The organism is Micromonospora hortensis (genome assembly GCF_022230935.1).
In the GTDB taxonomy this organism is placed as follows: Bacteria; Actinomycetota; Actinomycetes; order Mycobacteriales; family Micromonosporaceae; genus Micromonospora; species Micromonospora hortensis.
The window spans coordinates 21,993-47,826 of the sequence record NZ_JAKKFE010000025.1 but is presented as its reverse complement, the minus strand read 5'-3'; the positions used below and the strand labels follow the sequence as shown (position 1 = coordinate 47,826).

Here is a 25,834-nt window from a genome sequence, read left to right as displayed (position 1 = left end):
ATACAAAGGTTCACGATGGGAGGGGAGACCGGATGACCGGGCAGGGCTGGGAGCTGGTGGGTGCACCGAACGCGCGTGACCTGGGCGGGCTCGTCGGCGCGGACGGGCGGCGGGTCCGGGTCGGCCAGTTGATCCGTACTCCGGCGCTGGGTCGGCTGACCGACGAGGACCTACCGGTGCTGGCGAAGCTGGGGCCGGCGTGCGTGGTGGATCTGCGCGACGCCTCGGAGATCGCTGTCGCGCCGGAGGACCGGTTCGCCGGTGAGCCACGGGTGGTGCGCCTGCCGGTGCACGACGCGGAGCACCCGGTCTTCACCTACGTCTCGGCGGTGCTGCTCGGTCACGACCTGGACGCGTACGCGGAGCTGGCCCGGCAGGGCACGGCGGGGGCGATGGCGGCGATCTACCGCTGGTTCGTGACCGGTGAGTCGGCGCGGGTGGGCTTCGCCGAGGCGGTGCGGCTGGCGTCCCGGCCGGAGAATCTGCCGCTGCTCTACCACTGCTCCGCTGGCAAGGACCGCACCGGTTGGCTGACAGTCATCCTGTTGACGGCGCTCGGGGTGGACGAGGCGGCTATTCGCGCCGACTACCTGCGCAACAACGAGCTGACCGACAGCCTGCGGGCTGTGATCGTCGAGGCGATGCGTCGGCGGAATCCCGAATTGGACGTCGACGCGGTGGTGCCGGTGCTGGAGGTCCGCGCCGAGTATCTCGACGCCGGTTACGCCGAGGTGCGTCGGATGCACGGCTCGTTCGACGCGTACCTGCGCGACGGGCTGGGGCTCACCGACGGCGACCTCAGGGCGTTGCGGGCGCAGTTGCTGGAGTGACAGGTGCGTCGGTGGGTGGGCCGGTGTAGGCGGCGCGGCCGGTGACGATCAGTGCCTGGCCGGCGGCGTAGGTCGCCATGACGAGCACCGGCGCGCCGGGTGGCTGGGCCACCTCGGCCACCCCGGCGGCGATCAGCAGGTCGGAGCCGAGGAAGAGCGCGGCGCCGAGACCGACCCGCCAGCCCTGGGTGGCTGCGGTGCTCGCCATGGCGGCGAGCGCGATCGCGTAGCCGGCCACCGGTAGGGCCAGCCCGACGTCGGTCAGCCCCGCCCACATCCAGGTGAGGGCGACGACGGTCAGTACCGCGTACCCCAGGGGGACGGCGACAAGCGGCGTGCGGCGCAGCGCTGTCGCGGCGCCGTGTCGGGTGAAGGCCGCGAGGTAGCAGAGGTGCGTGCCGAGGAAGCAGGCCATGCCGGCGAGGAACCAGCCGGTGCCGTCGATCATCAGGGCGACGTCGCCGCCGGTGGCGAAGGCCAGCGCGGCGAGCAACAACCGGTCCGGTCGGGCCGCGCGTTCGGCGCTGACCCGCCAGAGGTACGCGGCCAGCAGCGGCATCAGCAGCGGCTTGGTCAGGAGGAAGGCCAGGCCGCCGCCGGTGGCGTTGGCCAGCAGGTTCGCGGCCGTCACGACGAGGAAGGCGATCAGCACGGTGCGACTGCGGGGCATCGGCGGCTCCGGGGTGGGGTGCGAGCAGCGTAGCCGCAGTCGGCGGCGCTGGCCTCGCGGCCGGGGCTGTCGGGTCAGAGCTGGTGGCGGGCGGCCCAGACCCGCGCCGAGATGTGGGCGAGCAGCAGGCAGGCGTCGTCCTCGACCTGGTCGTCGCCTCCGGCCAGGTCGGTGGTGGTGCAGACGGCGATCAGGTACGGCGGGGCGTCGTCGGGCAGTACCAGGCCGGCGCCGTGGCGGACGCCGCGTACCCAACCGTTCTTGTGCGCGATGCGGGTGCCCTCGGGCAGGCCGGCGGCGAGGTCCTCGCGGTGTTCCTGGGCGAGCAGGACGTCCAGCATGGTGGCGCAGGCGGCCGGTGAGGCGATGGGGGCGGCTGTGGTGGCCCCGGTGGCCAGGGCGCCGAGCAGGGCGGCCAGGTCGGCGGCGGTGACCGTGTTGGTGATGCCGGCCTCGCGGGCGGCGAAGTCCTCGATGCCGCGGCCGGTGACGCTGTTGCGGGCACCGGCGAGCGCCCAGACCTCGGCGACCGCGGGCAGCCCGACGTGGCCGAGGACGAGGTTCGTGGCGAGGTTGCTGGAGCGCACGATCATGCGGTCGGCCAGCCACCGCAGCGTCGCGGTGCCGCCGATGCGATCCCAGACCGCGTCGTCGTTGTCGTAGGGCTGCGCGTTGGCGAAGCGGGGTGCGCCGGGCTGGGCGGAGTCGAAGTCGTTGACGACCGGGACCGGGGCGTCCAGGTCCAGGGTGCCGGCCTCGGCGGCGCGGTGCAGCGCGGCGAGCACCGCCACCTTCATGGTGCTCGCGGCGTAGTGGCCGGCGTCCGCGTGGCGGGTCCAGGTCGGCGGGGCGTCGAGTCGCCCGACGTACGCGGAGACGGTGCCGGGCACCCGGTCCAGGTGGGCGTCGAGATCATCCCAGGTCATGCCGGTGACCGTAGCGGATCAAGCGGGGGTGGGCTCGCGTAGCCGTCTGGGGAAAGACGACGGGCGCGTCGGCCGCTTGCGGCCGACGCGCCCGTCGTCGGGTGCTGGTGGGTCAGCCGGCGTGCTTGCGGCGGGCGGTGGCCCGGCCCCGCAGCTGCTGGTCGAGCACCACCTTGCGGATGCGCACCGTGGCCGGGGTGACCTCGACGCACTCGTCCTCGCGGCAGAACTCCAGCGCCTGCTCCAGGGTGAGCTTGCGCGGCGGGACCAGCTTCTCGGTCTCGTCGGAGGTCGACTGCCGCATGTTGGTGAGCTTCTTCTCCTTGGTGATGTTGACGTCCATGTCGTCGGAGCGGGAGTTCTCCCCGACGATCATGCCCTCGTACACCTCGGTGGTGGGCTCGACGAAGAGCTGACCGCGCTCCTGCAGGTTGGTCATCGCGAAGGCGGTGACCGCGCCGGCCCGGTCGGCGACCAGCGAACCGTTGTTACGGGTACGCAGCTCACCGAACCACGGCTCGTACGACTCGAAGACGTGGTGCAGGATGCCGGTGCCCCGGGTGTCGGTGAGGAACTCGGTGCGGAAACCGATCAGGCCGCGCGCCGGCACCAGCCACTCCATCCGGATCCAGCCGGTGCCGTGGTTGACCAGCTGCTCCATCCGGCCCTTGCGGGTGGCGAGGAGCTGGGTGATCGCTCCCAGGTATTCCTCCGGGGCGTCGATGGTCAGCCGCTCGACCGGCTCGCAGGTCTTGCCGTCGATGACCCGGGTGACCACCTGCGGCTTGCCGACGGTCAGCTCGTAGCTCTCCCGACGCATCTGCTCGACCAGGATGGCCAGCGCCAGCTCGCCGCGGCCCTGCACCTCCCAGGCGTCCGGCCGCTCGGTGGGCAGCACCCGCAGGGACACGTTGCCGATCAGCTCCTTGTCGAGCCGGTCCTTGACCATCCGCGCGGTGACCTTGGAGCCCTTGAGCCGGCCGACAAGCGGCGAGGTGTTGGTGCCGATGGTCATCGAGATGGCCGGCTCGTCGACGGTGATCAGCGGCAGCGCGACAGGGTTCTCGACGTCGGCGAGGGTCTCACCGATCATGATCTCCGGGATGCCGGCGACGGCGATGATGTCGCCCGGGCCGGCGGTCTCGGCCGACGTGCGCTCCAGGCCCTCGGTCATCAGCATCTCGGAGATGCGGACCCGCTGGGTGCTGCCGTCGGTGCGGCACCAGGCCACCGTCTGACCCTTGTTGATGGTGCCCTGGCGGACCCGGCACAGCGCGAGCCGGCCGAGGAACGGCGAGGCGTCCAGGTTGGTGACGTGGGCCTGCAACGGCGCGCCGTCCTCGTACGAGGGTGCCGGGATGGTGTCCAGCAGGGTGCGGAACAGCGGCTCCAGGGAGGTGCTGTCGTCGGGCACCGAGCCGTCGGCGGGCTGGGTCAGCGAGGCGACACCGTCGCGGGCGCAGGCGTAGACGATCGGGAAGTCGATCTGCTCCTCGTCGGCGTCCAGGTCGAGGAAGAGCTCGTAGGTGTCGTCCACGACCTCCTTGATCCGGGCGTCCGGACGGTCCACCTTGTTGATCACCAGGATGATCGGCATCCGGGCCCGCAGCGCCTTACGCAGCACGAAGCGAGTCTGCGGCAGCGGGCCCTCGCTGGCGTCGACGAGCAGCACCACACCGTCGACCATGGTCAGGCCGCGCTCCACCTCGCCGCCGAAGTCGGCGTGGCCGGGGGTGTCGATGATGTTGATGGTGACCGGGTCGGAGCCGTCCGCCGGCAGGTAACGCACGCCGGTGTTCTTGGCCAGGATCGTGATGCCCTTTTCCCGCTCCAGGTCACCGGAGTCCATCACCCGCTCGGTGTTCTCGCCGCGTGCGCCGTACGCGCCGGCCTGCCGCAACATGGCGTCGACCAGGGTGGTCTTGCCGTGGTCGACGTGAGCGATGATGGCGACGTTGCGGAGGTCGGTGCGAAGCTGCATACCCTCTATCCTTCCGCCTGCGCTCGCGCAGGCTGCGTCGGGGTCACCCCCAGGTGCCCCTGATCTATGGTGAAACCGCTGTGCCGGTGGTTCTCCCGGCTGGCATGCTGGCACCCGTGTCCCGGGGGCCTGAGTGCACGACCTGCTGACCTGGGTGCAGGGTCTGCCCACCCTGTGGATCTACCTGGTCGCCGCGCTGATCGTGGCGGGCGAGACCGCGGTGATCTTCGGCCTGCTCGTGCCGGGTGAGGCTACCCTGCTGCTCGTCGGCTTCCTCACCTACAACGGTACCTTGCGGCTCGGGCCGGCGTTGCTCGCGATGATCGTCGCGGCGGTTCTCGGCGATGGGCTGGCCTTTCGTGCCGGGCGGCGGTACGGCTCCCGGCTGCGCGCCGGGCTGGGTCACCGGGTCGGGCCACAGCGGTGGGCCCGGGCCGACGCCATGCTCGCCCGCCTCGGTGGGCGGGGGGTGTTCGCCGCCCGATGGGTGGCTTTCGCCAGGACCCTGGTGCCCCGGTTGGCCGGTGCGGCCGGCATGCCGTACCGGCGGTTCGCCCTCTGGAACCTGGCCGGAGTGGTGACCTGGGTGGGCGGCTCGGTGCTGCTCGGTCACCTCGCCGGTGAGTCGTACGACACGGTCTCCCGGCTTCTCGGCCGGGCCACCGGGGTGGCGTTCCTGCTGTTGGCCGGCCTGGTGGGTGTGGTGCTCGTGGGCCGGTGGCTGGGTCGTAACCCCGACCCGGTGCGCGCGCTGCTGTCCCGGGCCGGCGCGCTGCCGCCGGTGCGGTGGCTCACCGCCCGCTACGGGGTGCTGTTCTTCCTGGTGACCATGCGGATCGGCCCGGCCTGGACGCTGCTGCTCAATCTGGCCGCCGGGCTGCTGCTGCTGTTCGCCGCCGGGCTCGCCATCGCCGGTCTGCTCGCGGTGGCGGTCCGCAACAGCGGGCTGGCCGCGCTGGACGGCGCCATCGCGGGGTGGTTCGCCGCCCGGCGTACCCCGGACGCCGCCGACGCCACACTGGTAGTGGTGTCGGTGGTACGTGGGTGGGTGCTGATCCTGTTGGTGGCCCTGGTGGCGGCGGTGCTGGCGTGGCGCAACCGACCCTGGCGGGCCGACCTGCTCAGCGTCGTCGGCACTGTGGGCGCGTTCGTGCCGCTGGTGGTGCTGGCCGTGGTGGCCGAACTGACCGGCCCGAACGGGACCGCCCCGGGCGGCGGTGAGGCGGCTCCGCTCTCCACCCAGAACGCCGTGGTCGCGGCGAGCTTCTGCACCCTGGCGTGGCTGGTGTCGCGCGGCGCCCATTGGCCGGTGGCGGTGGCCGCCTGGACCGCCGCGGCGGCGGGGATGCTCGGGATCGGCGGCGCGCGGCTCTACCTCGGACTGGACACGGCGAGCGGAACGGCCGCGGCGGTGCTGCTCGGTGTGCTCTGGACTGTGGTGTTCATGGTCGCCTGGGCGACTCGGGACCGGGCGGTGGGCAACGGTCAGCCCCCGGTGGACGAGGCCCCCCAGCGGCCGTCGCAGGGGCAACGCCGCCCGGTCGAACCTTGTTAGGGTGCGGCGACAATCACATCGGGGAGGCAACGGCATGGTTCGACGCACCGATCGGCTGGGCGCCGCAGTGCTCGCCGGGCTTCTGCTGGCGAGCGCGCTGGTCGGCTGCGCCGCCAAGGGGGAGAGCCCATCGGGCCTGGCCGCGCCGGTCGCCGTCACCGACGGGCCGACCGATGCCCCGTCCGACGAGGTCAGCGGGGAGCCGAGCCCGTCGGTGAGCGCCGTGGAGTCGATGGGTTCCGCGCCGAGTCGGAGCGCGACCCCGAAGCCGAAGACGACGAAGAAGCCGACCCGGGCGGCGCCGAAGCCGCGCCCGACGCCGAAGCCACCCACCGAGACCGAGGTTCCGCCGGCGCCGCCGAAGCCGGCACCGAGTTCCTGCAAGCCGACCTACAAGGGCAGCCAGGCGAGCCGGTCCGAGGTGAAGGCGGCGCTGACCGATGCGGCCAACCGCACCTACTGGCCGGTCTCGGCGCCGGACATCACGATCCCGCTCAACCTGCTCAAAGCCACCGCGTGGCAGGAGAGCGGCTGGCAGTCCAACATCTACGCCTGCGACGGTGGGGTCGGGCTGTTGCAGGTGATGCCGGCCACCGCGACCTGGATGAACCAGCGGTTCGAGAAGAGCTACAAGATCGACGACTACCAGGACAACGCCTACCTCGGCGCCACCTACCTGGCCTGGGCGACGAAGTACATCGGTGACATGTACTTCGAGTCCGACTTCCGGCTCGACCCGGCACTGTGCACCACCGAGCTGAATTCCTGCCTGCTCAACGCCGTCATCGCCGCGTACAACTTCGGGCACGGCGCGGTGGCTCAGGAGGGGAAGCCGCTGGCCATCCCCAACCCGTCGTACGTGCGCAACGTGCGGGCGCTGATGAGCGAGTGCGTCTGCCTGGCGTACTGACCTCGACGGGGGCCGTGGCGGATCCGCCACGGCCCCCGTCGAGTCGGTCAGTCGTGCGCGGCGACCGGCTCGGGTGAGCGCGGGGTGACCTGCGCCGGGTCGCCTGTGATGCGGCCGGGCCACCAGAAGCGGTCGCCGAGCAGGAACGCCAGCGCCGGCACCAGGACCGTACGGACCAGCAGGGTGTCGAGCAGGACACCGATGCAGACGATGATCCCGATCTGGGTCAGGGTGATCAGCGGGAGCACGCCGAGCACGGCGAAGACCGCGGCGAGCAGCACTCCGGCGCTGGTGATCACACCGCCGGTGACCCGCAGGGCGGAGAGCATCCCGGCGCGGGTGCCGGCGCTGCGGGCGTCCTCCCGGGCCCGGGTGACCAGGAAGATGTTGTAGTCCACCCCGAGCGCCACCAGGAACACGAAGGCCAGCAGCAGCACACCGCTGTCCAGGGCTGGGAAGCCCAGCACGTGGTCGAAGAGCAGCCAGGCCGCGCCGAGGCTGGCGAAGTACGACGCGATCACCGTGAGCACCAACAGCAGCGGCGCGAGCAGACCGCGTAGCAGCAGCACGAGCACGGCGCCGACCAGCAGCAGGATGATCGGCAGGATGAGTCGCAGATCCCGGTCGTTGGCCTCGTCGGAGTCGTACGTGGCGGCCACGGAACCACCGACGATCGCCCCGGACGGGGCGTCGAAGCCGGCGGCGGCCGGCGGCGCGGAGTCGGGAACGGCGGCGACCGCCGCCCGTAGCGCCTCGATCGCGCGGTCCGAGGCGGTGGTGCCGGGTTCGGCGTCGAGGACCACGTCGACCTGGGCGACGGCCGCACCGGCGTCGCCGGGGCGCGCCGAGGCGACACCGGGTACCGCGGTGGCGGCGTCGGTGACCGCCCGCACCGCCGCCGGGGTGGTGATCACGGCGACGGGCTGGGTGCTGCCGGCGGGGAAGGCCCTGGCCAGGGTCTGTGCCCCGGTCACCGCCTCGGGCTCGGCCCGGAACTGTTCGGTCTCGGACAGGCCGGTACGGATGCCGAGCCCACCCAGTGCCAGGCCGCCGAGCAGCACTGTGGCCAGCGTCGCGACCACCACCGGGCGGCGTTGCACGGCGGCGCCGAGTCGACCCCAGAGCCGACCCTCGCGCACCGGGCCGCCGACCCGGGGTACGAACGGCCAGAACAGGCCGCGACCGAAGAGCACCAGCACGGCGGGGAGCACGAACAGGGCCGAGAGCATGGCGAAGACCACACCGGTGGCGCACGCCACGGCCAGCGCGCGGTTGGTCTCCTGCTCACTGAGCAGCAGGGTGAGGACGCCGAGTACGACGGTGCCGCCGCTGGCGAGGATGGGCTCCGCGGTGCGGCGCAGCGCGGCGCGCATCGCCGCGAACCGGTCCTCCTCGCGGCGCAGCTCCTCCCGGTAGCGGGCGATGAGCAGCAGCGCGTAGTCGGTTGCGGCGCCGAAGACCAGCACGCTGGCGATGCCGGTGACCTGACCCTGCTGGAGGTTGATGCCGACGCCCGGCACGATGACGTCCACCGCGCGCAGGGTGAGCTGCTCGGTGGCGGCGACCACGACCAGCGGCACGATCCACAGGAACGGGCTGCGGTAGGTGATCAGCAGGAGCAGCGCGACCACGGCGGCGGTCACCATGAGCAGTGTGACGTCGGCGCCGTCGAACACCGAGGAGAGGTCGGCGGTGAACGCCGGGGAGCCGGTCACCTCGGCGGTCAGCCCGTCGGGCAGGTCCGCGAGGGTGGCGCGCAGCTGGGTCACCGCGTCGGTGACGACCTCCTGCCCGCCAGCGGTGTCCAGCGGCACGGCGACCAGGGCCACCGCGCCGTCCGGGGAGATCTGGGCGGGGCTGACCTGCCCACCCACCGCGAATCGGCGCAGACCGTCGGCGCGGGCGCCGACGGTCGCCCGGTCGGCCTCGCTCAGCGCGCCGCCGTCACCACGACTGATCACCACGATGGCCGGCTGTACGTCGCTGGAGGGCAGCTGATCCTGGAGACGTTGCACCTGGGTCGACTGCCACTGCACGGACAGGCCGGTGGCGGAGACCGGCGCCGGGTTGTCCGGCTGGGGTGTGCCGAAGACGGCCGCGCCCACGACGATCGTGGCGGCCACTGTGAGCCAGGCGGCCAGTCGGCCACGAGCGACTCTGGTGAACACAGACATCAGGTGACCTCAAGGTCTTTCGGAAGCCGAGTATCTTGATAGCCGAGATTATCCGGGGCTGTTCTATGCTGCAACCCGAGAGATCGACGACGGGAAGAGCGGCGCGAGGTGGCGACTCACGGCATGTACCGACGGCGCGACACGCGCCGCGAGCAGCTGGTCGCCGAGATCACCAACAACCTCCGGCGGTACGCGGTGGACGCCCAACAGGTCGGCCACGCCTTCGCCAACCTGCACGGCCTCAACCCGACCGACCTGCAGGCGTTGATCGCGGTGATGGACGCCGAACTGCTCGGTGACCCGATCACCCCCGGCCGTCTCGGCGAGCAGCTGAACCTGTCCTCCGGCTCGGTCACGGCCCTGATCGATCGGCTGGAACGGGCCGGGCACATCCGCCGCGACCGGGACACCGTCGACCGGCGCAAGGTGCTGCTGCACTACGCCGACCAGGGCGCGGCCCTGGCCATGGAGTTCTTCCGCCCGCTGGGCGCCCGTACCGACACGGTGATGGCCCGCTTCAGCGAGGACGAACTGGAGGTGGTGCACCGGTTCATGGCGGAGATGAGTGAGTCGCTGCGCGGGCACCGCGACGCGGTGCGCGCCGCCCGGCCGGAGTCACCCCGCCGCCCGACGGGCTGACCGGTGCCGGACCTCGTCACCCGCCTCGCCAGCGCCGCGCTACGCCTGCCACCGACCCGCCCCGGCCCCGTGCGGGTCAGCCGTGACCTCCCGGTGCGGGCCCGCGACGGTGTGGTGCTGCGCACCGACCACTACGCCCCGGCCGTCATCGGCGCGCCGACAGTGCTGATCCGCACCCCCTACGGGCGGGGTGGACCGCTGCGGTTGCTCGGTCGGCTGCTCGCCGCCCGGGGTCGACACGCGGTGATCCAGTCGTGCCGGGGCACCGGTGGCTCCGGTGGAACGTTCGCCCCGCTGGTGCACGAGCGCGACGACGGCGCGGACACGCTGGACTGGCTGCGTCGCCAGCCCTGGTGGTCCGGGCGACTCGGCATGTTCGGGGTCAGCTACCAGGGCTTCGCCCAGTGGGCCCTGGCCGCCGACGCCGACGAGGAGCTGCGCGCGATGGTCGCCGTGGTGACCGCCTCGGCCACCCGCGACTCGACGTACGCGGGGGAGTCCTTCGCCCTGGACACCGTGCTGACCTGGGCGGAGCTGCTGCACGCGCAGACCGTGCCGTGGCTGGCCCGCCAGTGGGAGCTCAAGCGCGGGCAACCCCGGCTGGCCGCCGCGCTGGAGCACCTGCCCCTGGCCGAGGCCGACCGGGTGGCCACCGGCGTGACCATCCCGTTCTTTCAGGAGTGGCTGCGCCACCACACACCGCAGGCCGCGTACTGGCGGACGCGGGTCTTCGCCGACCAGGTCGCGAAGGTGCGGGCGCCGGTGATCATGGTCAGCGGTTGGCACGACATCTTCCTGCCCGCCCAGCTCGACGATTACGCCGTGCTGCGCGCCGCCGGCACACTGCCGCGCCTGGTGATCGGTCCGTGGACGCACGGCAGCCCCGGACTGTTCGTGGCCGCGCTGCGCGAGGGGTTCGGCTGGCTCGACGAGCACCTGCCGGCCGCGCCACGATCGCCCGTCGCGGCGGGACCAGCCCGGCCCCCCGTGCACATCTACGTCGGCGGCGCCGGTGGCGGCTGGCGGGACCTGCCGGACTGGCCACCCCCGGCCGTCGAGACCGCCTGGCACCTGCAACCCGGTGGCGAGCTGGCGGCCCGCCCACCTGTCGCGTCGACACCGGACCCACTCCGCTACGACCCCGCCGACCCCACCCCGTCGCTGGGCGGTCCACTGCTCGTCGGCCAACGGGCCGGCCCGGTCGACAACCGACCTGTCGAGGCCCGCGCCGACGTGCTGACCTACACCAGCACCCCACTGACCACGCCGGTCGAGGTGATCGGCCCGGTCCGCGCCGAGATCCACCTCCGCAGCGATCTGCCGTACCTGGACGTCTTCGTTCGTCTGTGCGACGTGGACCGCCGGGGTCGCTCATGGAACGTGTGCGACGGCCTGGTGCGGGTCACGCCCGAGCGCTTCCCGCCCGACCCTTCCGGGGTGCTGCGGATTCCGGTGCCGCTCTGGCCGACCGCGTACCGCTTCGCCGCCGGGCACCGACTGCGGGTGCAGGTCTGCGGTGGCGCCCATCCACGGTGGGCCCGCAACCCCGGCACCGGGGAACCCCTCGGTACGGCGGTGACGCTGCGTGCCGGTTGGCGAGAGGTTCTGCACGATCCGGCGCACCCCTCGGCGCTGCTGTTGCCAATCGTCCACTCTGACCCGCGCCAGTCTCCAGTTTGCACTGACCTGCTCTGAGCTGGGCGTTTGTCCAAAACGCGGGCTATGGTTGAGTCATCGCCCGGCGCCGTGCACCAGTAGACCGGGCTCGTCCGAAGCCCAGCACCGCGTACGCGGTGTGACGTCGTGCCCGGTCCCCGCCTCTCGGAAAGGGGGACCCCCATGACCCGGGCCCCGGCTAATCTTCTGGCCGTCCGAAGCCTGCTCCTCACTCACCTCGACAACGCCCCCGGGCCAGACGACCTGGACCCGGGCGAGGTCGGCATCGTCGGCGACTCGGCCCACCGGGGTGGCTACCACTGCGGATCGGACCGGGTGGTCACGAACGACTACTCGGTGGTCGAGTCGCCCCGCGACCGGGCCGGGCTGACCCTCGACGCGGCGGCGCTGGACGTCGGCCAGTTCAATGTCCGCTCCGGTGGTCGTACGAACACCCTGCCCAGCTTCTCGGTCTGGTGCGTCGCGCAGTGCGTCGCGAACGCGGCCGACGCCCGGGACATCCGGGAGATCATTTACAGCCCCGACGGCACCACTGTGCGGCGGTGGGACCGCCTCGGCAAGCGCACCAGCGGCGACAGTTCCCACCGCTGGCACACCCACTTCAGCTTCTTCCGCGACGCCATCAAGGCGGGCCGCGACCAGCGGCCCCTGTTCCGCCGGTACCTCAGCTCCATCGGACTCCTGGAGGACGACGACATGACCCCCGAAGAACACAACTGGCTGGCCACCGTCCACAAGAACCTCACAGTGCTGGACGGCCGTAACCCGATCGGGCAGATCTACACCCGGATGGCGGTCGGTGAGGATGCCACGGTCCCGAACTTCGTCTCGGCGCACCCGACGCTGACGTCGCTCGCCGCCCAGGTGAGCGCGTTGCAGGCGGCGCTGACCGCGCTGTCCAACCGGGACTTCACCGACGAGCCGGCGATCGTCCAGGGCGTCCTGGCGTCGCTGACGCCGGAGAAGATCGCCGCAGCCATCCCGCCCACCATGGCCAAGCAGGTCGCCGACGAGTTGGCCCGCCGGCTGGTCGCCTGAGCGAGGGGCGGCCCGAGGCCGCCGGGCCGCCCCTCTTGGCGCATCCGCAACAGCTCTTGAGCAATAGTTATTGCGCAAGAGCTGTTGCGGATGCCATCCTCTCGGCATGGACAGCTCCGACGTACGCCAGATCACCGACTCCCGGGTGCTGGCCGCCATGTCCCACCCGCTGCGCCGCCGGCTGATGGACGTGTTCAAGGTCCACGGGCCCTCCACCGTCGGGCTGCTCGCCGAGCGCACCGACCAGGCCCCCGCGAACGTCAGCCACCACCTCAAGGTCCTCGCCGCCGCCGACCTGGTCACCGAGGCGCCCGAGTTGGCCCGGGACCGGCGCGAGCGGTGGTGGCGCCTGGTCACCCGAGCGCTGAGCTGGTCCAACGCCGACTTCGACGCCGACCCGGCGGCCCGAGCGGTCGCCGACGCCGCCACCTCGCTCAACCTGGACCGGCACGTCGCCCTGGCCCGGGCCTGGCACGCCGCCGACGAGAGCACCCAGGCCACCTGGAACGACGCGCCGTTCTCCACCGACCACTGGCTACGCCTCACACCCGAGGAACTGGCCGAGCTGAGCCGCGAGATGATCGACGTCCTCGCGCGCTGGGCCGACCGGGAGCCACCCGACGACGACGCCGACCGCAGGCCGGTCTTCGTGTTCGTCCACGGCGTACCGGCCAAACCGTGACCACCGCCACCCGCGACGACACCACCGACGTCCGGCCGACCGGAGGGCTGCTGCGGCATCGCGACTTCCGGCTGCTCTGGGCCGGCCAGGCGGTCAGCAGCGTCGGCAGCAACGTCACCACCGTCGCGCTGCCCCTGGTCGCTGTCGCCGTCCTCGACGCCGGCACCTTCCAGGTGGCGGTGCTCACCGCCGCGGCCTGGCTGCCCTGGTTGCTGATCGGCCTGCCGGCCGGCGCGTGGGTCGACCGGCTGCCCCGCCGACCGGTGATGGTGATCTGCGACCTGCTCTGCGCGGTGGCCTTCCTCAGCGTGCCGCTGGCCGCCCTGGCAGACCGGCTCACCGTCGCGCACCTGCTGGTGGTCGCCCTCAGCGCGGGCGCCGCGCGCGTCTTCTTCGAAACCGCCGACCAGGTCTACCTGCCGGTGCTGCTGCGACCCGAGCAACTGCCGGAGGGCAACGCCAAGCTCCAGGCGACCCAGACAGTGAGCTACGTCGTCGGACCCGGCCTCGCCGGTCTGATCGCCCAACTCGTCGGTGCCGTCGCCGCGCTGCTGCTGGACGCGCTCACGTTCCTGCTCTCCGCGGTGTTCCTGCTGCGCATCCGCACCCGCGAACCACGCGTACGCCCCTCGGAGCGGTCCCGATCGCTGCGCCGCGACATCAGCGAAGGTTTGCGCTTCGTCATCAGGGACCCGTACCTGCGGGTGCTCACGCTCTTCGGCGCGGCCAGCAACATCGGGCTGACCGGATACCAGGCAGTCCTGGTGGTCTTCCTGGTCCGCGAACTGCGTCTCGAGCCGGGCCTGGTAGGCGGGCTCGTCGGGGTGATGAGCGCCGGCGGAATCATCGGCGCGCTGCTCGCCACCACTGTGGCCCGGCGCTTCGGCACCGCGCGGGCGCTACTGATCGCGGCGGCGTTCACCGGCCCGCCCGCGCTGCTCATCCCGCTCGCCGCACCCGGCGTCGGGCTGGCCTGGCCCGCCCTCGGCGGCCTGCTGATCGGTCTCGGGGTGGCCATCGGCAACGTGGTCAAGGGTGCCTTCCGGCAGACCTACACGCCGCACCACCTGCTGGGCCGGGTGACGGTGAGCATGCATCTGCTCAACTACGGCACGATCCCGCTGGCGGCCGTGCTGGCCGGTGCCATCGGCGCACGTTACGGCGTCGAGACGGCAATTGTCGTGATGACCGCCTGGCTGGCGCTCACCCCGTTGATCCTGCTGGTCGGGCCAATCCGGAGGCGGCGGGACCTGCCCGCCGCCCCGGCGGCGTCTTGAGTGCGCTGCGACGGCGGCCGGAGACCGGCCGCCGTCACCGGCACGGAGCTACATCGGGCGGACGTTGTCCGCCTGCGGACCCTTCTGCCCCTGGGTCACCTCGAACTCGACCTTCTGGCCCTCGTTGAGCTCCCGGTAGCCGCTCGAAGCGATGGCGGAGTAGTGGACGAACACGTCCGGCCCTCCACCGTCCTGCTCGATGAAGCCGAAGCCCTTTTCCGAGTTGAACCACTTAACCGTGCCGGTTGCCATGCATCTCTCCCTGTTCAAAGCGGCTGACCCTCGGCCTCTGGCCGATGATCGCCCGTACCTGTTCGACAGTAACGGGCAAAACCCCGATCCGCTGGCCGAAGTGCCGTAGGTATTTGACTGAACTCGGGTGAACTCTGCGCGGCGGCATGCGAAACCCGCCCCGACCAACCGCCGCTGGGGCATGCTTGCGCCGATGAGAGATGCCGCAGCCGACGCGCTGACCGAGCTGGAACGCGAGATTCACGCGCCCGGTGCCGGTCTGGACCGGCTCCGGCTGATGCCCACTCCGTTCGTCCCCGAGGTGCGGCTGCACCTGGCCGAGGACGCGATCGTCTGGTGGGCCCGGATGGAAGCAGCCGCCGGACACGCGCTGCCAGCGCCGTACTGGGCGTCCGCCTGGGCCGGAGGACAAGCCCTGGCCCGCCACCTCCTGGACCACCCGGAGCTGGCAGCCGGCCGCCGGGTGCTCGACCTCGCCGCCGGGTCCGGACTGGTGGCCATCGCCGCCGCGCTCGCCGGCGCCGCGGAGGTCATCGCCAACGACATCGACCCGTACGCCGTCGCCGCCGTCACCCTCAACGCGCGGGCCAACCATGTCGCCGTCGACGCCACCGGGGACGACCTGCTCGACAGCACCGAAGCGAAGGTCGACCTGGTCGTCGCCGGAGACGTCTTCTACGACCGCGCGATGGCCGACCGCATGCTGCCCTTCCTGCAGCGGGTCGCCGCCGCAGGCGCCGACGTGCTGGTCGGCGACCCCGGCCGTGGACACCTACCCACGGACCGCCTGACCGTGCTGGCCGACTACCCGGTACCCACCACCGAACCGTCGGTCGACTCGTCGCTACGCCACGTGCAGGTGCTGCGCCCCGCCTGAGGCGGACCCCGACTCAGGGGCGACCCCGAGGCGGATACCAGGGGTCACTAAGGGCTACGACCCGATGTCCGAAGTGGTGCCACGGACATACCGTCGACGCATGACGCAATGGCTGGCCCAGATCGGAGAACTACCGATTCTGCTGCTGATGGGTGCGCTCGGGCTCGTCATGCTCTTCGACGCCGTACCCCTGCTGGGTGTCCTGGTCCCCGGCGACGTCGCGATCCTCGCCGCCGTCGGCGTCGGCCGCCCCAGCGCCGGGTTGGCCACCTTCACCGCGGTGCTGGTCGGCTGCCTGGCCGGCTGGTCGCTGAGCTTCCTGGTCGGCCGGCGCTACTCCGACCGACTGCGCGGCAGTCGCGTCGGCGGCTGGATCGGCGAGGCACGCTGGACAGCGGCCGAAGGAATCCTGCGCCGCGGCGGCGGCCGGATGATGATGGTCGCGCCGTTCCTGCCGGTCTTCAACGCGCTGCTGCCACTGGCCGCCGGCGGGTTGCGGATGTCGTACGGCCGATTTCTCGGCTGCGCGACGATCGGCGCGGCCGCCTGGGCCGGTCTCTACCTCGCCCTGGGCACCGCGTCGCGGTCGGTGGCCGGGCTGCTGCCGGGCGACCCCAGCCCGCTGCTGGTCACGATGGGGGTCGGGCTGGTGCTCGCCTCCATCGCGTTGCTGGGGGCGCGGCGGCGGTTGTTCTCCGTCGTTGGCTGAGCTTTCTTCGTTCGCGGGGGCGCGGGGGCGCTTGGGCGCGGGGGCGCTTGGGCGCTTGGGCCGGGTTGCGGTGGGTGGGGGGCGGGGGCCCGCCGTGGTTCCGGTTTGTGCGAGGGTGCCGCCTTCGCCGGTGGGTTTTGATCTTGGTTGTTCTTGGTCGACGTTGGGTCTTCTGGTTGGTGGTGGGGTAGTGGGTTACCAGCCTCTGGCTTTCCACTGGGGGAGGGCGGGACGCTCGGCGCCGAGGGTGCTGTCCTTGCCGTGGCCCGGGTAGAACCAGGTGTCGTCCGGGAGTTGGTCGAACAGCTTGTGCTCGACGTCGCCGATCAGCGCCGCGAAGCGCTCCGGGTCCTTGTCGGTGTTACCCACCCCGCCGGGGAAGAGACTGTCGCCGGTGAAGAGGTGCGGGGTGCCGGCCGGGTCGCGGTAGAGCAGCGCGATCGAACCCGGGGTGTGCCCCTTGATGTGGATGACCTCCAGCGCGCAGTCGCCGACCGCCACGGTGTCGCCGTCGGCCAGCCGCTCCGCCTCGATCGGCAACCCTGACGCGTCATCGGCGTGCACCAACGCCCGGGCGCCGGTCTTGGCGACGACCTCCTCCAGCGCCACCCAGTGATCCATGTGCTGGTGGGTCGTCACCACGGCGGTGAGCCCACCGTCACCGATCAGTTCGAGCAGCCGGGGCGCCTCGTTGGCGGCGTCGATCAGCACCTGATCACCGGTGCCCGTGCAGCGCAGCAGGTAGGCGTTGTTGTCCATCGGACCCACCGACAGCTTGCTGATGGTCAGCCCGTCCAGCTCCCGAACCGCCGGTGCGCCGCCGTGCGTGACGTCTCCGCTGTATGTCATGACGTTTTCTATATCCATTCCGGTGGAGTAGGCAGGGGACCGTCAGGGATGACGGAGAGCAGGGCGCCGTCGGCGCGGCCGATCAGCCAGGCGGCGAGGTCGGGGGCGGTGCCGGCGACGACCGGGGCGTCCACGCGTTCCCCGATCACCACCTCATGCTCGCTGCCGTCGAGGCGCAGCACCATCGACGGCGGTGTCGGCCCCGTGGCGTGATGACTGGCCGCCTCCCGCAGCAGACGGTGGGCGAACGTCTCCGACCAGTCCGCGGCCCGGTAGTCGACGGCCAGATCGAGGTGATGCACCTCGATCTCCCGCAGCCGGCCCCAGACCAGCAGCGCCGCCGGCCACGGGCCCCTACGCGCCTGCACCGTCGCCGCCCAGGCGTCGGCCGGCATCGCCGCGACCGCCTCGGAGAACAGGTCCGCGGTGCGTCGCAGGTCGTCCAGGTGCGCGGCCGGTGGCCGGTCCGAACCGGCTTCGATGTCCGCGGTGCGGGCGTCCAGCGAGGCGTACATCGGCAGCGCCGCCCCGGTGCGGGCCGCGGTGAGCAGGTTGACGAAACCGTCGGCGTTGCGCGCCACATGCGCCAGCACGTGGCCGCGCGTCCAGCCCGGCAGCAGCGACGCGGCGGCCAGGTCCGCGGTGTCGAGGGAAGCGGCGCTACGCAGTAGTCGGCTGGTCGCCGCGTCCACCTCGCCCATCAGCAACAGCGGATCCGTGGTCACCCGTCGACCCTAGCGGTCCGCCGTCGCGCCGTCGCCGCGGAAATCGCTTTCGGCGCGTCGGTGCGGGACCTACCGTCAGCGGCAGACGCGGCACCGGGACATCGGACGGAGGTGGTGATCATGCCGGACGTGGCACGCGTGTTCCGCCATCACCAGCTTCGACACCGATGAGGATGCCATGACGATCGATCTGACCGCCCTCGGCTGGGACGCCGAGCGGACGGCGTACGCCGCGCGCCGCGGCGAGCACCAGCCGGGTCGGGTGGCCCGGGTGGACCGGGGGGTCTGCACTGTGCTCACCGCAGTCGGCCCGGTCCGGGCCAGCCTGGGTGGGGCGGTGCTGACCGTCGCCGCCCGGGACCCGTCCGCGCTGCCCTGCGCCGGGGACTGGGTGCTGCTCACGCACTGGCCGGACCGCCGCGTCACAGTCGAGGCGGTGCTGCCGCGGCGAGGCGCGCTGATCCGGCGTACCGCCGGCAAGGACGCCAGCGGTCAGGTGCTGGCCGCCAACCTCGACGCCGCCGCCGTGGTGGAGCCGGTGCACCCCGAGCCGGACGTGGGCCGGATCGAGCGGCTGCTCTCCCTGGCCCACGAGTCCGGCGCCCGGCCACTTGTCGTACTGACCAAGGCGGACCTCGCTGCCGACCCGGCCGCGCTGGCCCGCCAGCTGGCCGCCGTCGCCCCCGGGGTGCCGGTGCTGCCGGTCAGCGCCGAACGTGGCCTCGGGCTGGAACCGCTGCGCGCCGAGGTGACGCCCGGCCGCACACTCGGCCTGCTCGGCCCGTCCGGTGCGGGCAAGTCGAGCCTGGTCAACGCCCTCGTCGGGGCGGTGATGATGCCCACCCAGGCGATCCGGCGGGTGGACGGCAAGGGCCGGCACACCACCACCTGGCGGGCCCTCGTACCCATCCCCGGTGGCGGTGCGGTGATCGACACGCCCGGCGTCCGGGCGGTCGGCCTGCTCGACGGCGCAACCGGGCTCGACCGGGCGTTCGCCGACATCGCCGGGCTGGCCGAGGGTTGCCGGTACGCCGACTGCGGCCACGACGGCGAGCCGGCCTGCGCGGTCCGGGAGGCGCTGCACACCGGCGAGCTCTCCACCCGTCGGTGGGAGAGCTGGCGGCGGCTGCAGGGTGAGGTGGCCCACGAGAGCCGACGGCGGGAGGCCCGGGTGGCGGCGGAGCGACGCGGGGGGTGGCGTTCGGCCCGGCGTCGGGCCGCGCGTCCGCCGACGCCCGGCGGCTTCTGACCGGCGCCTGCGGACCGCGCGTGCGCGGGGTTTGTGGGCGGCGCTTTGGCGGGCGTGTGGGCGGCGGGTACGCGGGGCGTATGGGCGGCGCGGCCGACCGGGCTGAGCTGGGGGAATGTGCGGGCGAGGGAAACTGTCATACCTCGGGGCTAGAGTTGCCGAGGCGTGTTTTCCGCGCCCGCACGACCGCTCAAGACCACCCAGAGCGGGACAGATCCTTCGCTTCATCTTCTTCCGGGAGTACACGCACAGTGGCCGACCGACTGATCATCCGTGGCGCGCGCGAGCACAACCTGCGTGACGTCAGTCTCGACCTGCCCCGGGACGCACTCATCGTGTTCACCGGGCTGTCCGGGTCGGGCAAGTCGAGCCTGGCCTTCGACACGATCTTCGCCGAGGGGCAGCGCCGCTACGTCGAGTCGCTCTCGTCGTACGCCCGGCAGTTCCTCGGTCAGATGGACAAGCCAGACGTCGACTTCATCGAGGGCCTGAGCCCGGCCGTCTCGATCGACCAGAAATCCACCTCGCGTAACCCGCGCTCGACCGTCGGCACCATCACCGAGGTCTACGACTACCTGCGTCTGCTCTACGCCCGCATCGGTGAGCCGCACTGCCCGGTCTGTGGTGAGCGCATCTCCCGGCAGAGCCCGCAGCAGATCGTCGACCGGGTCCTCGCCATGGCCGAGGGCACCAAGTTCATGGTGCTCGCCCCGGTGATCCGTGGCCGCAAGGGCGAATATGTCGACCTCTTCGCCGAGCTCCAGGCCAAGGGCTACGCCCGGGCCCGGGTCGACGGCGTGGTGCACCCGCTGACCGAGCCGCCGAAGCTCAAGAAGCAGGAGAAGCACACCATCGAGGTGGTGATCGACCGGCTCACCGTCAAGCCGAGCGCCAAGCAGCGGTTGACCGACTCGGTCGAGGCCGCCCTGGGTCTGTCCAGCGGCTTGGTCCTGCTCGACTTCGTCGACCTTCCCGAGGACGACCCGGACCGCGAGCGCCGCTACTCCGAGCACCTGGCCTGCCCCAACGACCACCCGCTCGCCATCGAGGATCTCGAGCCTCGGGTGTTCTCCTTCAACGCGCCCTACGGCGCCTGCCCGGAGTGCACCGGCCTGGGCACGAAGAAGGAGGTCGACCCGGAGCTGCTGGTCCCCGACCCGGAGCGCAGCCTGCGCGAGGGCGCCATCCAGCCCTGGTCCACAGGGCACAACCTGGAATACTTCCTGCGCCTGCTGGAGGCGCTCGGCGAGGCCCAGCACTTCGACATCGACACCCCGTGGCGGGCGTTGCCAGCGCGGGCGCAGAAGACGATCCTGCACGGCTCCGACGATCAGGTGCACGTGCGCTACCGCAACAAGTACGGCCGTGAGCGTTCCTACTACACCGGCTTCGAGGGCGTGGTGCAGTGGATCGAGCGCCGGCACTCCGACACCGAGTCCGAGTGGTCCCGCGACAAGTACGAGGGCTACATGCGCGACGTGCCGTGCGCGGCGTGCGGCGGTGCCCGGCTCAAGCCCGAGGTGCTCGCGGTCACGCTGGCCGGCAAGAGCATCGCCGAGGTCTGCAACCTGTCCGTGGGGGAGTGCGCCGACCTGCTCGCCGGCATCGAGCTGACCGACCGGCAGAAGATGATCGCCGAGCGGGTCCTCAAGGAGATCAACGCCCGGCTGCGGTTCCTGCTCGACGTCGGCCTGGACTACCTCTCCCTGGACCGCCCGGCCGGCACGCTCTCCGGCGGCGAGGCACAACGCATCCGGCTGGCCACCCAGATCGGCTCCGGCCTGGTGGGCGTGCTCTACGTGCTCGACGAGCCGTCGATCGGGCTGCACCAGCGCGACAACCACCGACTGATCGAGACCCTGATCCGGCTGCGTGGGCTCGGCAACACCCTGATCGTGGTGGAGCACGACGAGGACACCATCCGCACCGCCGACTGGATCGTCGACATCGGGCCGGGCGCGGGTGAGCACGGCGGCAAGATCGTGCACAGCGGCTCGGTGCCGGCGTTGCTGAAGAACAAGGAGTCGATCACCGGCGCGTACCTGTCCGGTCGGCGGTCGATCCCGACGCCGACGGGCCGCCGCCCACAGGACCCGGCCCGCGAGCTGGTGGTGCACGGCGCGCGGGAGCACAACCTGCGCAACCTGACCGTCTCGTTCCCGCTGGGCCAGCTGATCGCGGTCACCGGGGTCAGCGGCTCGGGCAAGTCGACGCTGGTCAACGACATCCTGTACGCGGTGCTGGCCAACCAGATCAACGGCGCCCGGCTGGTGCCCGGCCGGCACACCCGTGTCTCCGGGCTGGAGCACGTGGACAAGGTCGTCGGCGTGGACCAGTCGCCGATCGGCCGCACACCGCGCTCCAACCCGGCCACCTACACCGGCGTCTGGGACCACGTCCGCAAGCTCTTCGCCGAGACCACCGAGGCGAAGGTGCGCGGGTACGGCCCGGGTCGGTTCTCCTTCAACGTCAAGGGCGGGCGCTGCGAGGCGTGCTCGGGTGACGGCACCATCAAGATCGAGATGAACTTCCTGCCCGACGTGTACGTCCCCTGCGAGGTCTGCAAGGGCGCCCGGTACAACCGGGAGACCCTGGAGGTGCACTACAAGGGCAAGACCGTCTCGGACGTGCTGGAGATGCCGATCGAGGAGGCCGCGGAGTTCTTCTCCGCCATCCCGGCCATCCACCGGCACCTGAAGACCCTTGTCGACGTCGGCCTGGGCTACGTCCGCCTCGGCCAGCCCGCGCCGACCCTCTCCGGTGGTGAGGCGCAGCGGGTCAAGCTCGCCTCCGAGTTGCAGAAGCGCTCCACCGGGCGAACGGTCTACGTGCTCGACGAGCCGACCACCGGTCTGCACTTCGAGGACATCCGCAAGCTGCTGATGGTGCTGGAAGGGCTTGTCGACAAGGGCAACACGGTGATCACGATCGAGCACAACCTCGACGTGATCAAGACCGCGGACTGGCTGATCGACATGGGTCCCGAGGGTGGCCACCGTGGCGGCACAGTGCTCGCCACCGGCACCCCCGAGGAGGTCGCCGAGGTGGCCGAGAGCCACACCGGCGAGTTCCTGCGCCAGGTGCTCAAGCTCGACGGCAAGGCCAAGGGTGCGGCTGCCGCCACCACCCGGGCCGCCAAGGCCAACGGCGTGACCAAGGCGCGGACCAGCCGTAAGGTGCCGGCCGCCGCGCGTTGACCTTCTGTGCGTGTTCGCGGGGCGGGGCGGGTCGGTTGACGACCCGCCCCGCCCCATTTGCCGGGTCGGACGAGTCGCGCGATGAACCATCCGGCACAGTTGCCCGTGTGGAGAAGTGTGGCCGGCTTTCGACCGGCAGCGGGCTAGAGAGAGGCGAGGCATGAGTGACGATCAGGCGCTGACCGGTCCGGGTGTGCAGACCCGTCGTACCCTGCTCACCGGCGTCGGGGCGGTCGGCGCGGCCGTCGTCCTGGCTGCCTGCGGCAGCGACGACGGCGGCAGCGGCAGTGACGCACCCACCAGTGGCGGCCCGGCGGTACCCAGCACCGGTGACGCCGGCGGCGGCGACCGACAGAACGCCCAGTCGTTGGCCACCACCGCCGACATCCCGGTCGGGGGCGGCAAGGTCCTCGCCGCCGAAGGTGTGGTCATCACCCAGCCCGCGGCAGGCCAGTTCAAGGGCTTCAGCCCGATCTGTACGCACCAGAACTGCCCGGTGACGAACGTCGACGGCGGCACCATCAACTGCACCTGCCACGGCAGCAAGTTCTCGATCGAGGACGGCTCGGTGAAGGCCGGCCCGGCCACCAAGCCGCTGCCGCCGAAGGAAATCAAGGTCACCGGCGACCAGATCTCGCTGGCCTGATCCGACGCGGGGCCGGCGGGCTGGCCCGGCCGCACGCTGACCGGCCGCACGCTGGCCCGGCGTCGCAGGGTCGGCTCGCGTTTCGGCACGTCGGGGTGTCAGCGGTGTGCCGACACCCCGACTGCCGGGACGCCGAGTGGATCACGCTCGCGGTGGGCTGTCGGTGCTGCGGACTAGGCTTGTTGGCGTGGCTGACCCCTCGACCTACCGCCCCGCACCCGGCACCATCCCGGAGCTACCGGGGGTCTACCGCTTTCGCGACGGCACCGGCCGGGTGATCTACGTCGGCAAGGCGCGAAATCTGCGCAGCCGGCTCAACTCCTACTTCGGCGACGTCTGGAACCTGCACGAGCGCACCCGGCAGATGGTCACCACCGCCGAGTCGGTGGACTGGATCACCGTCGGCACCGAGGTCGAGGCGCTCCAGCAGGAGTTCACCTGGATCAAGCAGTACGACCCGCGGTTCAACGTCCGCTACCGCGACGACAAGTCGTACCCCTATCTCGCCGTCACCCTCGACGAGGAGTACCCCCGGCTGCAGGTGATGCGCGGCGCCAAGCGCAAGGGCGTGCGTTACTTCGGTCCCTATTCGCATGCCTGGGCCATCCGGGAGACCCTCGACCTGCTGCTGCGGGTCTTCCCCGCGCGGACGTGCTCCGCCGGGGTGTTCAAGCGGGCCGGTCAGGTCGGTCGTCCCTGCCTGCTGGGCTACATCGGCAAGTGCTCGGCGCCGTGCGTCGGCACCGTCTCCGCCGACGAACACCGGGCCATCGTCGACGGGTTCTGCGACTTCATGGCCGGGCGCACCGACACCATGGTCCGCAAGATCGAACGTGAGATGACCGAGGCGAGCGAGCAGCTGGAGTTCGAGCGGGCCGCCCGGCTGCGCGACGACGTGGCCGCGCTGCGCCGGGCCATGGAGAAGCAGACAGTGGTGCTCGGCGACGGCACCGACGCGGACGTCGTCGCGTTCGCCGACGACCCGCTCGAGGCGGCTGTCCAGGTCTTCCACGTCCGCGACGGCCGGGTCCGCGGCCAGCGCGGTTGGGTGGTGGAGAAGACCGAGGATCTGACCACCGGGGACCTGGTGCACCACTTCTGCACCCAGGTGTACGGCGGCGAGCACGGCGAGGCCGACGTTCCTCGGGAACTGCTGGTCCCCGAGCTGCCCGCGGACGCCGACGCGCTGGCCGAGTGGCTCTCCAACCACCGCGGCAGCCGGGTGTCGCTGCGGGTGCCGCAGCGGGGCGACAAACGCTCACTGATGGAGACGGTGGAGCGCAACGCCAAGGACGCGCTGGCCCGGCACAAGCTCAAGCGCTCCGGTGACCTGACCACCCGGGGCAAGGCACTGGACGAGATCAGCGAGGCGCTCGGCATGAGCACGTCGCCGCTGCGCATCGAGTGTTTCGACATCTCCCAGATCCAGGGCACCGACGTGGTCGCCAGCATGGTGGTCTTCGAGGACGGGTTGCCCCGCAAGAGCGAGTACCGGCGGTTCATCGTCCGGGGCGCCACCGACGACCTCTCCGCGATGTCCGAGGTGCTGCGTCGCCGCTTCGCCCGCTACCTGGACGCGAGGGCCGAGACGGGCGAGGTGGGCGTGGAGTCGGCCGACGACTCGGCCGCCCCCCAGGACGCGGTCGAGCCCCAGGTCGGCGTCCTGATCGACCCGACCACCGGCCGGCCCCGAAAATTCGCGTACCCGCCGCAGTTGGTGGTCGTCGACGGCGGCGCCCCCCAGGTCGCGGCGGCCGCGCAGGCCCTCGCCGACCTGGGCATCGACGACGTGGCCCTGTGCGGGTTGGCCAAGCGGCTGGAGGAGGTGTGGCTCCCGGACGACGAGTTCCCGGTCATCCTCCCGCGCACCTCGGAAGGGCTCTACCTGCTGCAACGGGTGCGTGACGAGGCCCACCGGTTCGCCATCACCTTCCATCGGCAGCGCCGCTCCAAGCGGATGACCGAGTCGGCGCTGGACCACGTACCCGGCCTGGGCGAGGTGCGTCGCAAGGCGCTACTGCGGCACTTCGGCTCGCTCAAGCGACTCTCGGCCGCAACGGTCGAAGAGATCACCGAGGTGCCGGGGGTGGGACGGCGCACCGCCGAGGCGATCCTCGCCGCCCTGGACGAGGACACGAAGGTCGGCGACGGCACCGAGGCGAAGCCCAGTACCTGAGCGCGGCTCGCGCTCGCCCTCGTCGGGTGGTCGCGACCCCGCATGATCGTGCTCGATCCTTGTTGTAGTGGCCTCGTTGACATGGGGAAGCGCACTGTTTCCTGGATCGAGCGCGATCTTGGGCTGGGTTCGCCCGGCGTTTCTACCCCCGGGGGAAGTGGGCCTGCCCGCGTGGCGCTCCGCACCGGGGCGTGTCCAGATCTGCGCACTATCGGGGAAAGTGCTGCCCCACGGCGTGCCGAGGCAGCAGTTTCACCGAAGTTGCGCGGATCTTGGGGGGCGGGGCGGGGCGGCGTGGCGTGGCGTGGCGTGGGTTTCAGAGCAGGTCGGTGGGCCCGGGGCCGGGGTCGGTTTGGGGCCGGGTCGTGCGCACTAATGGCGTAGACCGGCTTGGTCCACTCGGGTTTCCTGATGTCGGGGTATCCCGGCATCAGGAGACCGCGATTTCCGTGAACCCGAGTCGATCAGGTCACCCTGGCCGCCATGTCCGGTTGGCCGGCTGGGCGGGGGTGGGTCTTATGTCGGGTTTGGTGTGAAGTGTCGGGTGGTCGGAGCCACCCCGGCGGCGGAATCGTGGGCCGGCCGGGGTCGTTATACCTGGCAGACCACCGCAACAGTCCAGGTCACGGCGCGTGCCGGCCCTGCCGGGAACACCCGCCAGGCCGCCCCGGTTACACACCCCGTCCGGCCGAGCACCGCAACAGGCCGACCCCCTGCGGGAATGACCCGCCACCGCGAACGGTTACACCCTGTCCCGACGCCGACCCCTTGTTGCGGGTCGCCGGGCACAAGCTT

21 protein-coding genes are annotated in these 25,834 nt (G+C 71.6%); 14 read left to right on the top strand and 7 right to left on the bottom strand.

Annotated features, from left to right (window positions below):
* The first annotated feature begins 32 nt into the window (after positions 1–32).
* Entirely contained in the window at positions 33–830 is a 798-nt protein-coding gene (locus NIE111_RS18250) for a tyrosine-protein phosphatase (RefSeq protein WP_238685540.1), read from the top strand.
* Here NIE111_RS18250 and NIE111_RS18245 read toward each other — a convergent pair.
* The 3 genes from NIE111_RS18245 to typA all read right to left on the bottom strand — a co-directional run bounded on the left by NIE111_RS18245 (position 799) and on the right by typA (position 4,407).
* On the bottom strand, positions 799–1,500 hold the full coding sequence (locus tag NIE111_RS18245; protein ID WP_238685539.1) for a lysoplasmalogenase: 702 nt from the start codon (positions 1,498–1,500) through the stop codon (positions 799–801). The two genes, NIE111_RS18250 and NIE111_RS18245, sit on opposite strands and share 32 nt — an antisense overlap.
* Positions 1,501–1,574: 74 nt before the next feature.
* Entirely contained in the window at positions 1,575–2,426 is an 852-nt protein-coding gene (locus tag NIE111_RS18240) for a serine hydrolase (RefSeq protein WP_238685538.1), read from the bottom strand.
* A 112-nt stretch (positions 2,427–2,538) separates the two neighbouring features.
* On the bottom strand, positions 2,539–4,407 hold the full coding sequence (gene typA / locus NIE111_RS18235) for a translational GTPase TypA (protein WP_238685537.1): 1,869 nt from the start codon (positions 4,405–4,407) through the stop codon (positions 2,539–2,541).
* A gap of 133 nt (positions 4,408–4,540) precedes the next feature.
* On the opposite strand from typA, the gene NIE111_RS18230 reads away from it, so the two are divergent.
* Both NIE111_RS18230 and NIE111_RS18225 read left to right on the top strand, forming a co-directional pair.
* Positions 4,541–5,962, top strand: a complete 1,422-nt coding sequence (locus NIE111_RS18230; RefSeq protein WP_238685536.1) for a DedA family protein — start codon at positions 4,541–4,543, stop codon at positions 5,960–5,962.
* 34 nt (positions 5,963–5,996) lie between these two features.
* Positions 5,997–6,872: a lytic transglycosylase domain-containing protein gene (locus NIE111_RS18225; protein ID WP_238685535.1), complete on the top strand. Its 876-nt coding sequence runs from the start codon at positions 5,997–5,999 to the stop codon at positions 6,870–6,872.
* Between the two features lie 47 nt (positions 6,873–6,919).
* Here NIE111_RS18225 and NIE111_RS18220 read toward each other — a convergent pair whose 3' ends face one another.
* On the bottom strand, positions 6,920–9,046 hold the full coding sequence (locus NIE111_RS18220) for an MMPL family transporter (protein WP_238685534.1): 2,127 nt from the start codon (positions 9,044–9,046) through the stop codon (positions 6,920–6,922).
* Positions 9,047–9,169: 123 nt separating this feature from the next.
* Here NIE111_RS18220 and NIE111_RS18215 point away from each other — a divergent pair, with 123 nt between their 5' ends.
* The 5 genes from NIE111_RS18215 (at position 9,170) to NIE111_RS18195 (ending at position 14,359) form a co-directional block, all read left to right on the top strand.
* On the top strand, positions 9,170–9,685 hold the full coding sequence (locus NIE111_RS18215; RefSeq protein ID WP_091407987.1) for a MarR family winged helix-turn-helix transcriptional regulator: 516 nt from the start codon (positions 9,170–9,172) through the stop codon (positions 9,683–9,685).
* A gap of 3 nt (positions 9,686–9,688) precedes the next feature.
* On the top strand, positions 9,689–11,380 hold the full coding sequence (locus tag NIE111_RS18210; protein WP_238685533.1) for a CocE/NonD family hydrolase: 1,692 nt from the start codon (positions 9,689–9,691) through the stop codon (positions 11,378–11,380).
* A gap of 144 nt (positions 11,381–11,524) precedes the next feature.
* A complete protein-coding gene (locus NIE111_RS18205; RefSeq protein ID WP_238685532.1) occupies positions 11,525–12,400 on the top strand; it encodes a hypothetical protein in 876 nt (291 codons plus the stop codon).
* Positions 12,401–12,506: 106 nt separating this feature from the next.
* Positions 12,507–13,082 carry an ArsR/SmtB family transcription factor gene (locus tag NIE111_RS18200; protein WP_238685531.1) on the top strand — a complete coding sequence of 192 codons (576 nt, stop codon included), beginning with the start codon at positions 12,507–12,509 and terminating at the stop codon, positions 13,080–13,082.
* The gene (locus NIE111_RS18195) at positions 13,079–14,359 is read left to right on the top strand and encodes an MFS transporter (RefSeq protein ID WP_238685530.1); all 1,281 of its coding nucleotides are present in this window, start codon (positions 13,079–13,081) and stop codon (positions 14,357–14,359) included. Before NIE111_RS18200 ends, NIE111_RS18195 begins: the two co-directional genes overlap by 4 nt.
* Positions 14,360–14,407: 48 nt before the next feature.
* Here NIE111_RS18195 and NIE111_RS18190 read toward each other — a convergent pair whose 3' ends face one another.
* Positions 14,408–14,611, bottom strand: coding sequence for a cold-shock protein (locus tag NIE111_RS18190; protein ID WP_007462771.1), 204 nt, complete (start codon positions 14,609–14,611; stop codon positions 14,408–14,410).
* 181 nt (positions 14,612–14,792) lie between these two features.
* On the opposite strand from NIE111_RS18190, the gene NIE111_RS18185 reads away from it, so the two are divergent.
* Together NIE111_RS18185 and NIE111_RS18180 are read left to right on the top strand one after the other, a co-directional pair.
* Complete coding sequence (locus NIE111_RS18185; RefSeq protein ID WP_238685552.1) at positions 14,793–15,488, top strand: class I SAM-dependent methyltransferase; 696 nt, start codon at positions 14,793–14,795, stop codon at positions 15,486–15,488.
* Positions 15,489–15,588: 100 nt separating this feature from the next.
* Positions 15,589–16,197, top strand: a complete 609-nt coding sequence (locus NIE111_RS18180; RefSeq protein ID WP_238685529.1) for a DedA family protein — start codon at positions 15,589–15,591, stop codon at positions 16,195–16,197.
* A gap of 195 nt (positions 16,198–16,392) precedes the next feature.
* On the opposite strand, the gene NIE111_RS18175 is transcribed toward NIE111_RS18180, so the two are convergent.
* A complete protein-coding gene (locus NIE111_RS18175; protein ID WP_238685528.1) occupies positions 16,393–17,046 on the bottom strand; it encodes an MBL fold metallo-hydrolase in 654 nt (217 codons plus the stop codon).
* A gap of 8 nt (positions 17,047–17,054) precedes the next feature.
* Positions 17,055–17,771: a maleylpyruvate isomerase family mycothiol-dependent enzyme gene (locus NIE111_RS18170; protein ID WP_238685527.1), complete on the bottom strand. Its 717-nt coding sequence runs from the start codon at positions 17,769–17,771 to the stop codon at positions 17,055–17,057.
* A gap of 178 nt (positions 17,772–17,949) precedes the next feature.
* On the opposite strand from NIE111_RS18170, the gene rsgA reads away from it, so the two are divergent.
* The 4 genes from rsgA (at position 17,950) to uvrC (ending at position 25,039) form a co-directional block, all read left to right on the top strand.
* Positions 17,950–19,020: a ribosome small subunit-dependent GTPase A gene (gene rsgA / locus NIE111_RS18165; RefSeq protein ID WP_238685526.1), complete on the top strand. Its 1,071-nt coding sequence runs from the start codon at positions 17,950–17,952 to the stop codon at positions 19,018–19,020.
* A 251-nt stretch (positions 19,021–19,271) separates the two neighbouring features.
* A complete protein-coding gene (gene uvrA / locus NIE111_RS18160; protein ID WP_238685525.1) occupies positions 19,272–22,217 on the top strand; it encodes an excinuclease ABC subunit UvrA in 2,946 nt (981 codons plus the stop codon).
* A gap of 160 nt (positions 22,218–22,377) precedes the next feature.
* Positions 22,378–22,863, top strand: a complete 486-nt coding sequence (locus NIE111_RS18155) for a Rieske (2Fe-2S) protein (RefSeq protein ID WP_238685524.1) — start codon at positions 22,378–22,380, stop codon at positions 22,861–22,863.
* Between the two features lie 187 nt (positions 22,864–23,050).
* A complete protein-coding gene (uvrC, locus tag NIE111_RS18150) occupies positions 23,051–25,039 on the top strand; it encodes an excinuclease ABC subunit UvrC (RefSeq protein ID WP_238685523.1) in 1,989 nt (662 codons plus the stop codon).
* The last annotated feature ends 795 nt before the right edge of the window (positions 25,040–25,834 follow it).